A 10,279-nucleotide genomic window follows, 5' to 3' on the forward strand; every position below is an offset into this window, starting at 1 on the left:
CCGGTGGCGTCCGATTCTGGGGCTGGCGGCGTTTCTGGCGATCGTGCCGGCCGTCCGGGCGCAGCAGGTGCAGCCGACTCAGAAGGCGCCGCCGGTCCCGCAGGCGCCTCCGGTCCAGAAGGCGCCGCCGGTCCAGCGAAACCCCCACATCGGGTATGTCTACCCCGCCGGGGGCCGGCGGGGCGACACGTTCCTGGTTACGGTCGGCGGGCAGTATTTAGACGGTGCGAATAATGTGCATGTGTCTGGTGCCGGCGTGATGGCCTCGGTCGTTGAGCGCGTCAAATCGATTTCGCCGAAAGAGGCCACGCTGTTGAGGGACCGGCTCAAGGAGTTGCTGGACAGGAAGTCGGCGGCCCTGGGGTTGCCGATGCCGGTGCGTCCCAAGGCACCCGCCAAGGCTGGCGCCTCCCCGGCTGCGGCGCCGGCTGCCGTCAAGCCCGCTCCCACGGAGTCTGCCGCGCCCACCCCGGCGGCACCCGCCGCGAAGCCCACATGGACGGCCGACGACGAGGCCATGGTCGCCGAAATCAAGAAAAAACTCGCCACGTTCATACGAAATCCCAGCAGCCCCGCCATTGCCGAGGTCGTTACGGTCCAGGTCGTCCTGGCGGCGGACGCGGAGCCCGGCCGTCGCGAAGGCCGAGATGGCCGTCACGCTGCCGGCCGTCGTGAACGGACAGATCATGGCCGGCGGCGTGGACCGGTACCGGTTCCAGGCACTCAAGGGCCAGCGATTGGTCGTTGCCGTCAGCGCGCGGGAATTGATCCCGTACCTGCCCGACGCCGTCCCAGGTTGGTTCCAGGCCACGTTGACGCTTTACGATGCCAAGGAAAACGAACTGGCGTATAGCGATGACTTCCGTTTCAATCCCGATCCGGTTCTCTCCTGCCGGATCCCCGAGGACGGCGAATACGCGATTGAGATCAAGGACGCCATTTACCGCGGCCGCGAGGATTTCGTCTACCGCATCGCCCTGGGCGAACTGCCGTTTGTGACGGGCATCTTCCCCTTGGGCGGGCAGGCCGGCGCCCAAACCACCGTGGAAGTGCAGGGCTGGAATCTCCCGGCGACCCGGCTGACGATGGATGCCGGCGACAAAGGGCCGGGCGTTTACCCGCTTTCCGTGCGCGGCGCCGAATGGGCGTCCAACGCGGTGCCCTTTGCGGTGGACACGCTGCCGGAAGGTCCGGAACACGAGCCCAACAACCAGTTGGCCGGCGCCCAGCCGATCACCCTTCCGCTCATCGTCAACGGGCGGATCGACGGACCGGGCGACAGGGACGTGTTCCGCTTCGAAGGCCGCGCCGGCGACGACATTGTTGCGGAAGTCTGCGCACGCCGACTGAACTCGCCGCTGGACTCCATGCTCAAACTGACCGACGCCGCTGGCAAGGTGCTGGCGTCCAATGACGATTACGAGGACAAAGGTTCGGGCTTGAACACGCACCACGCGGATTCCTGGCTCCGCGCGCGCCTGCCGGCCGACGGAACCTACTACCTGCACTTGGCCGATGTGCAGCACCAAGGCGGCGAGGAATACGCCTATCGCCTGTGTGTCCGCCCCCCGCGGCCGGATTTTGAACTGCGGGTCGTGCCGGCCAGCATCCGCGTCCGCGGAAGCACGAGCACGCCGCTTACCGTGTATGCCCTCCGCCGGGACGGGTTTTCCGGCGAGATCGCCCTCGAGTTGAAGGATGCGCCGGCGGGATTCGCATTGAGCGGCGGCAAGGTGCCCGCCGACGAGGACCAGGTGCAACTCACGCTGACGGTCCGGCCGACGCCCCCCAAGGGGATCCTCCGCCTGGGCCTGGAAGGTCGCGCGATGATCCAGGGACAGGAGGTTCTCCGGCCGGCCGTCCCGGCAGAAGACATGATGCAGGCCTTCGCTTACCGGCATCTCGTTCCCGCGCAAGAACTGATGGTGGCGGTTAGCTCCGCTGGTGCGCAACCCGGCGGGGCGGCCCAGGGCCGCAGTGCGAGCATGGAACCCGCCGCCGCCCTGGTGGCGAAGTACTTGGCTAAGGAAGTGGGTCTGGCGACGGACAAGACGGAAGGGTTCGTCTCGGCCTACGTCGGCGAGCGCAAAGCCGGGCTGGCGCGCCTGCGCACCTCCTCTTCCGGCGGTGTCGCAGAGAAGGCCGGCGAGGTTCTTGCCGAAAACGCAAAAGCGATCCTTGCCGTCCTGAACGCGAGCCTGACGCCCGAGCAAGTCCGGAAGGCCGCCGAGATCCTCGGCTCCCTCTCCGGCGACATGGACAAGGAGGTTGCGTTCCTGCTCGATGCCAAGGTGCCCGAAGGCAAAATCGAGCAGGCGTTGCCGGTCCTCTCCAAGTATGCAACCTCCGCGAGGGAGCGCGTTTACGGCAAGGTTCTCTCCGGACAGTTGGCGCGAGAGGATGCGCCTGCCGGGATCAAGGAACTGCGCGCCTCAACGGCCAAAGAATTGGCGGCGGTCATCTGCGAAGATCTTGCCAGGAAGTGGGCCGAGGCGCCCGCCGCCAGGTTCGGCGGCGGTGAAGGGGGGAAGGCGAAGTAGGTCCTCCGAGGCGGGCAGGGGCGGTGGGCGTTCCGTCGCCGCGTGTGCTGCTGTTACTCCGGTCGCCCTTCGGGCTCCCTCCGCAACAGCAGCGGGAACGTTACCCATGGTGGCGGTTCCACCTTATTCCAGGCTGGAAACCGTCCAGCGCATGGGGACAAGCTAACGCGTCTGGCGGATCGTGCGGTCGCTTAATTCTACAAGGCTATCTCAACATTTGACGGTCGGTGACTGAGTAACTGGGTGACTGGGTAACTGGGTGACTGAGGGTGCCTGAGTTCCTGAGTGCCTGAGGCGTGGCGGGGAGGCGTCGCCGGATGTCACCCCGACCGAAGCGGAGGCCTGCCCTGAGCGCAGCCGAATGGGGGTCTCGCCTTGGTCATTGTTGTTTGTCGTTTGCCTTTCCCCAATCTGCGCCTTTCTCCCCATGTAAGAAAGGGGCCCTCTGGGCTGCGTGCTCCCTGGCAGGGCTACGGCCCCTGCCGTGGCCCGCTGCGTTGAAACGCGCCGCTTGATATCGGTCGCCGGCGGCGCGGCCCGGCCCGCCAGAGGCGGGTAAACTTCGTCTTCGACTACGCCGTGGCAGGCAGGGGGAATCCCGAGGGGTCGGGACAGGCAGCAGGATGGGGTGGACGGGAATGCCTGTCCCCGGAATTTCCTTTGAAAAAGTAGCATGTCCCCATTTTTCCTGTCCCCATTTTTCCCGGCCCGATTCTACTTGAACCCCCCACGTCCTTCCATCACCTCTTTGCCGGGATTCGTGCAACAGGCTCAATTATGGCCTTATTGGCCGGTGAGTTGGAACGCATAGAACCCCGAACTAACACCGAAGGTTACGTACTCGTCGGTTTCACTGCCGGCGGCGATGCCGGAGACGCCCGCGACGAATCTGGCGTCCTTCCAAATGGGTTTTCCGCTTTCGGTAACGACAATCTCTTTCAGACCCGTCTTCGGCACGCTTACCCCGGCGGTAGTGTTGGCCGGAATGGTCACGCTCATGCGGAACGATTTCGGATTTTTTTTCTCCCAATCGACCGCAATCAGGCCCCGAACGGTCTTGAGCGATGCCTTGGCGTATGTCAAATCGCCGACCACGCAAGGCTTGATGGTGATCTTTTTGAAGCCGGGGCCGGCCAGACCGATTCCACCCAGGTCCTTGTAGAAGAACTTTTCCGTGCTGCCGAACATTTTCATGTTAACACATCGCTCGCTACTGACTTCAAAGCACTCCCAGACCGTCGTGGCCCCTTTGGAGATCTGATAGCCCCAACTCGGGAAGGTGGTCTGGGTGCCGATGGTGTACATGACGTCCGCCCGGCCGTATTCGGGCAGGGCTTGCTGCAAGGCGTTGGTGCCGATGATGCCCGTCGAAAGATGGCCCTTGTGATTGATCAGAATGTCGTCAACGAGATTCTTCAGGACGGCCTGCTGCCTTTCCTCGGGAACCAACCCCAGATAAAGCGCCACCGCGTTGGACGTCTGGCTGCCGGTGGCGTACTGATTGGTGGTCTCGTTGAAAAACTTTCTATTGAATGCGGCCTTGATCTTCTCAGTTAAGTCGGAATAGTGCCTGGCATCCGCAGTCTTGCCCAAAATCTTCGCTGCCTCGGCCAGAATCCGGGTGTCAAAATAATAATACGCCGTCGAGGTCAGGGCCGCTGGCGTGTGCCTCGGCCTAAAGCTGCTGGTGCCGTCGGCTTGGGGTTCCATGTGGTCCCCGAGGCCGACGGGCACAACTCCGTCGTCCGCTCGGCTACTCAGCAAATCCACCAGCTTCTTCAGCCCGTCGTAATGCGTTTCCACGATTCGCTGGTCGCCATAGTACTGATAAAGATACCAGACAAAAAGCGGATACGTGCTCTGCCAGCAAGGCCATGGCTGATAGATCGGATTAGGGCAAACGACGGGCACATCACCGTCCGGTTTTTGTGCCTCTTTTATGTCCTCGAGCCATTTCGCCCAGAAGCTGGCTGTGTCGAAGTTGTACAAGTAGCTTTCCGCCACGAAACCCGGATCGCCCAGCCACCCCACCCGTTCATCGCGCTCTGCCGCATCTTGCGGAATGCCTTGAAAACTGGTCATCAGTGTCCAGCAGACATTCTGATGAATCTGATTGATCAAAGGATTGGAGCAGGTGAAGCTGCCGCTGGGTTCCACCGCCGAGCGGACGAAGCGTCCTTCCAGGTTTTCCAGCGTCGGGACACCTGGAAACCCGGTTACCTCCGCGTAGCGGAAGCCATGAAGGGTAAATCTCGGTTCCCACACCTCCTCGCCGTTCCCCTTCACGATGTACGTGTCGGTCTGTGCGGCACTAAGGTTGTTTCTTCGATCCAAGCGGCCGTCGTCATACAGTCTTCCGGCATATCGGAGCGTGAGTTCGGTGCCCCTCGGCCCGCGAACCCGGAGTCTCGCCCAGCCGCTGAAGTGCTGGCCGAAATCGTAGACGTATACATTCGGCTGCGGTTGCAGAAGTTTTACGGGCGGGATGGTCTTTACCACCCGGATGGGCGGCAGTAATTGCGGGTGCAACCTTCCTCCCGGAGGTTCCGCTGCCGGAGCCTTGTCCCAATCAGAATCATTATAACCTGGGGTGTTCCAGCCGGGCTTTTCCAGTCGGGCATCGTAACTCTCCCCGTGGCATAGATCGCTCGCAGTGATCGGACCCCCAGAGACCTTGAATGTATCGTCGGTCACAACACTGGCACGCTTCCCATCCATGAACTCCAGATTTATTTGTAGGATCAGTTTCGGGCTGCCTCCAGGGGCGCCCTTCCTGCTGTACCAGCCATTGGCCAGCATCACTCCCACCACGTTCGGGCCTTGGCGCAGGTGCTTGGTGACGTCGTACGTCACGTACAAGGTGCGTTTCTGGTAGTCGGTGGTGGCAGGGTCAAGCACATGGTCCCCTACCTTCCGGCCGTTGATATAAAGTTCGTACCAGCCCAGCCCACAAATGTACGCCCTTGCCCGCCTGATTTCCTTTTCCAGTCTGAACTCCTTGCGCAACAGCGGAGAAGATATCTCCTTGCCGGCGCCAATCCACTTGCCCTGCCAGTCGCTTGGCTTTAGCAGACCCATCTCAAACGTGGCCGGCTCACTGTAACCGCCCGCCTTGCCGTCCTTGTCCCAAACCCGCACCTTCCACCAGCATTTTTCGCCGCTTCCGAGTGCCTTGCCCTGGTAGGTTACGTGGACCGACTCGTCGGAATCCACCTTGCCGCTGTCCCATTTGTCGCCCGTGCCGGCCCGAAGTTTCTCCTCGCTACTGGCCACCAGAACCTGGTACGCGGATTGCATCTGTCCGCGCCGACTCGACTGGAGCACCCAACTGAACCTCGGCTGCACCACGTCGATGCCCAGAGGATTAACAGCATATTCGCACCGCAGTTCCACCGGAGTGAGACCTAGCCGCCGCTCGATCGGCGCGTAGGGATCGTTTGGGCGTTTGGCCGGGTCAACATACTTGGCTAGATTCCGCAGGGCGATAACCGTACAACCCTGGTCGTGGAGGTACTTCATGCATTGGGCGAAGTCGTCCTGCTTGGTGCTGACCCAGGGGTGAAGCACATCGGGCACCCCATGAAAGTTCAAGACGCAGATCTTTCCATTCTTCGCCTGCTGCACCGCCCACACAAAATCTTCCCATCCCGAGTCCGGGCCTGATGCCCCCGTAGTGGGCACCAGCAGGGGATGATCTTCCTGCGGATCGTAAGCCGGGCCGCGATCGCCCCGGTCCGAGTAGGGAAACTCCGGGGCCACGCCGCGCCGTGCAAAAAGGTATCCTTTTTCCTCAAGGACCTTGAGAGCCTCCGGACTGTTTTTGTAGGCGGGATAACAGAAGGTCTTGGGCGTGGGGATGCCATGCTCTTTGAAGCGATTTTCGATGTGTTCCACTTCCGCAACGATCTGCTCTCTCGATAGGGTTGCCATGTTCGGATGGCTGCGAGTGTGATTGCCGATCTCAAAGCCGGCATCATGCAGCTTCCGGATTTCCTCCCAAGTCAGTGTATGCTGTTTGTCAGAGAGAAACTTCAGGCCCTCGGTAATGAAAAATGTGGCGCCAAAACCATAACGTTTAAGCAGGGGCGCCACAAACGCAACATCCGACTTGGCTCCGTCATCGAACGTCAGCACGACAAGCTTATCGGGAATGGGAGGCAGGTCAGCAGCTCCTGCCAACTCACAGCCCAGAACGAGAAGGACAATACCGAGAACGGCAAGCCTTCGCCTTTGTGGGATCATGTTTTCACGTCGCTGATAGGAGACTTGATTGTGCGGCCGGACTCGGCCGGGGCCCGGGGGGTTGGGGGGAGGGTGGGCTTGGAGGGGCGTTTCTTTGGCATGAGGATAGGTTAGCCGACAGGGGGAGAAAATGCAACCAGGTTTCACCTTGAACGGCATCCCGCAGCCCGCCACGGCGGGTGAAATTCGCCCCGGTGAGACTGGGGCTCATCTGCGGGCGTTGACGGCATGTGGGGCGGGCAACCTTCGCCCGCCGAGGCGGGCTACGGCACGCGGCGGGCCAGGCCGGTTGAGAATCCGGTTGCGTACCGGATAAGGATGGGTTATAGTATTCCGGGTGGTTGGGTATCATGTCCTCGGCCCGGAAAGGAGCACGTCCATGGCGGTTTCCGCCGAGCGCCGACAGCACCAGCGGTTCGACGTTCCCTGTCGCCTGCGCCTCGAACTTCCCGACGGACACGGGCTCCGTGCGCGGGCGATCAACGTGAGCGACGGCGGGGCCTATTTCGCGGCCGAGAAGGTCCCGGCCGTCGGCCAGGAGGTCAGCGTTCGCCTCGGTGTGCCGCGCGACACGGCCAACACGTTCTTTCTGGAGCAATTCGCCGCCCGCGCGAAGGTCATCCGTCACGATGCGCCGCACGAGGTAGGAGACGGCGTCGGCGTCGCCTTGCGATTTGAAAAAAACCTCTCGTTGGATCTGCCCTAGCGGACGCACCCCAGGAGGGGGGATAGCGCGGCGGGCATTCTTGCCCGCCGCGCGGTGGCCAAGAATGGCCACCGCGCCTCCGCTTACCTGTCGAGGAGCGGAGTTGACAAAGTAGCGTTAGGCGAGATCCTCGTACACAACGCGTCCGCCCACGAGGGTTTGCTTCACCCGCCCCTTAACCTTCCATCCCGCGAACGGGCAATTCCGCGCCCGCGACGCGAAATGCGCGGGGTCAATCGTCCATCGCTCCTCCGCGTCGAGGACCGTGACATCGGCCGGGGCGCCGACCGCCAGCGTGCCGTAGGGCAGACCCATCACGCGGGCAGGATTAGTCGTCAGATGTGCCAGCAGTTCCGGCCAGTCCAGGACCCCCGGCTCGATGAGCGCGCGGACGTAAACCGCCAGGGCCGACTCCAGGCCGATCATGCCCGGAGGCGCCGCGACGAGGCCTTTCGCCTTTGCGGCGGCGGTGTGCGGCGCGTGGTCCGTGGCCAGGCAATCGATCGTCCCATCGCGGATGCCCTCGATCACCGCGGCCACGTCCGATGCGCTCCGCAGCGGCGGGCTCACTTTGAAGACGCTTTCGCGGCCGCGGAGCGCCTCGTGCGTCAGGGCGAGGTGATGCGGCGTGGCCTCGGCGGTGACGGGAGCGCCCTCGGTCTTCGCGCGGCGAACCGCCGCCACCGCGCCCGCCGTCGAAACGTGGCAAACATGCACGCGGCAGCCGGTCGCGCGGGCGAAGCGACAAGCGCGCTCGACCGCCTCAATCTCCGCCTCTGCGGGGATGCCCGGCAAGCCTAGCGCGAGCGTCATGGGCCCGTCGTTGACGATGCCGCCGGCGGCGAGGCGAGCGTCCTCGCAGTGGCAGATGGCCACCGCGCCGATCGCTGCTGCCCGGCGAAGGACCGCCTCGAACACTTTCGCGTCGGCCACGTCCGAACCGTCATCGCTGAACGCGACGGCGCCGGCCGCCTTCATGGCGCTTAAGTCGGCGGGCTCGCGGCCGGCTCGTCGGCGCGTCATTGCCCCGACGGGAAGCACGCGCGCCAGGCCGGTCTCGCGGCCTCGGCGAATGTAATACGCCACGGCCTCGGCGCAGTCCATCGGCGGGTCGGTGTTCGGCATGGCGCAGACGGTCGTGAAGCCGCCCGCGACGGCGGCGGCCGTGCCCGTTGCAATGGTCTCAGCAAGGCCGGCGCAGTCGCCTCCGGAAATAGGCGGCTCGCGGAAGTGGACGTGCAGGTCAATGAAGCCCGGCGAGACGATCCGTCCGCGGCAATCGATAGTGCGGTCGGCTTCGCCGAGTTTGCCGGCGGGGCCGACGCGAGCGATGCGGCCGCCTTCTATTACAAGGTCGCCGACTTCGTCGCGCCCCGCCTGCCCCGTTGGGGCCTGCCCCGCTGGGGAGGCAGGGTCGATGATGCGGCCGCCGGCGAGGACGAGGCGGGCCTGCCCGCCATAGCCTTGGCGAAGGCGGGTCATGGCCTGCGGCCTCGCCTGGTGCGATGGCCCTTGGGCCTGGCGGTTTTTTCATTACTCCCTCTCCCCCTGCGGGAGAGGGGTGGGGTGAGGGGGGATGATTTGGCGCTCTTGCGTTCGCGGTCGAGCGCGCCGATGCAGAGGCTGAGGGCCGCCATCCGCACCGCGACGCCGCACGTCACCTGGTGGAGGATGACGCTCTGCGGACCGTCGGCGACCTCGTCGGTGATTTCGAGGCCGCGATTGATGGGCCCGGGATGCAGGACGATCGCGCCGCGCTTTGCCCGCGCCAGGCGCTTCGCCGTCAACTGATAGGCGCGCTTATAGTCCTCCAGGTCCAGCGCCAGCCCTCCCGGCGGGACGTTCCGCTCGTGCCGCTCGAACTGGACGCGGAGCATCATGACGGCATCGCACTCGGGGAGCACCGCATCGAGGTCCGTGCTCGTTTCGACGGGCGCGGCGATGTCGCCCAGCCCAGCGAGGAAGAGGGGCGGGCCGACGAAGATTACGCGGCTCCCCATTTTCGAGAGGCCGTAGAGGTTACTTCGAGCGACGCGGCTATGGCGGATGTCGCCGACGATGGCGACTGTCAGACCATCGAGCCGCCCGAGTTTGTGGCGCATCGTAAGAAAGTCCAGGAGCGCCTGGGTGGGATGCTCGTGGGCGTCGTCACCGGCATTGAGGACGGAACATTGGACGGCGTCGGCCACAGCCGCCGGTGTGCCGCACTCCGGGTGGCGGATGACAATGGCGTCCAGGCCCATCGCCTCGATGTTCCGCGCGGTGTCGAGGAGCGTTTCGTTCTTCTTGAGGCTGCTCGTTGCGGCATGGAACTGGACGACGCGCGCGCCCAATCGTTCGGCGGCGAGGGTGAACGAGGTCCGCGTCCGCGTCGAATCCTCGCAGAAAAGGTTCAAGACCGTTCGGCCTTTGAGGCGCTGGGGCGCGGCTTTGCGACCGGTGGCGTATGGAAGGAACTTCTCGGCAGCGCCCAGGAGATGAGTGATTTCCCCGGCCGACAGGTCCTCCAGGCCCAGGAGGTGCTTGTGCGTCCACTCGACCGGCCTCTTTTTCGCCATCGGCGCCTCTCCGTAAACGGACCTCGCAACTACCAGAATATAGTCGGCCGCGCAGGTCTCTTCAATGGAAAACGCGAGGTGGGCGCGGCACGGGTGCGGCGACGTTCTCTGGAACGGCCGCCGCGCTTTCAGAGGATGACCCGGGAAGAGGCGAACGGCGATTACCTGCTGAAGAGGAGAGGTAGGGCGGCCGCCAGGCCGCGGGGGGAGTAGAGGGCTTCGACTTCGCCGCG

The 10,279-nt window shown here is 63.8% G+C and carries 5 protein-coding genes; 2 read left to right on the forward strand and 3 right to left on the reverse strand.

The features are described from left to right. Window positions 1-647: 647 nt before the first annotated feature. Window positions 648-2,540 carry a PPC domain-containing protein gene (locus NTX40_01165; protein ID MCX5647699.1) on the forward strand — a complete coding sequence of 631 codons (1,893 nt, stop codon included), beginning with the start codon at window positions 648-650 and terminating at the stop codon, window positions 2,538-2,540. Between the two features lie 783 nt (window positions 2,541-3,323). Here the strand turns inward: NTX40_01165 and NTX40_01170 are convergent. Continuing rightward, complete coding sequence (locus tag NTX40_01170) at window positions 3,324-6,782, reverse strand: family 78 glycoside hydrolase catalytic domain (protein MCX5647700.1); 3,459 nt, start codon at window positions 6,780-6,782, stop codon at window positions 3,324-3,326. 379 nt (window positions 6,783-7,161) lie between these two features. On the opposite strand from NTX40_01170, the gene NTX40_01175 reads away from it, so the two are divergent. Next, window positions 7,162-7,488, forward strand: a complete 327-nt coding sequence (locus NTX40_01175; GenBank protein ID MCX5647701.1) for a PilZ domain-containing protein — start codon at window positions 7,162-7,164, stop codon at window positions 7,486-7,488. 117 nt (window positions 7,489-7,605) lie between these two features. Here the strand turns inward: NTX40_01175 and NTX40_01180 are convergent, their stop codons facing one another. Together NTX40_01180 and NTX40_01185 are read right to left on the reverse strand one after the other, a co-directional pair. Continuing rightward, complete coding sequence (locus tag NTX40_01180; protein MCX5647702.1) at window positions 7,606-8,970, reverse strand: dihydroorotase; 1,365 nt, start codon at window positions 8,968-8,970, stop codon at window positions 7,606-7,608. After that, window positions 8,967-10,046: an aspartate carbamoyltransferase catalytic subunit gene (locus tag NTX40_01185; GenBank protein ID MCX5647703.1), complete on the reverse strand. Its 1,080-nt coding sequence runs from the start codon at window positions 10,044-10,046 to the stop codon at window positions 8,967-8,969. The genes NTX40_01180 and NTX40_01185 overlap by 4 nt, the downstream gene beginning before the upstream one ends. Window positions 10,047-10,279: the final 233 nt, after the last annotated feature.

Source organism: Planctomycetota bacterium (assembly GCA_026387035.1).
In the GTDB taxonomy this organism is placed as follows: Bacteria; Planctomycetota; Phycisphaerae; order FEN-1346; family FEN-1346; genus JAPLMM01.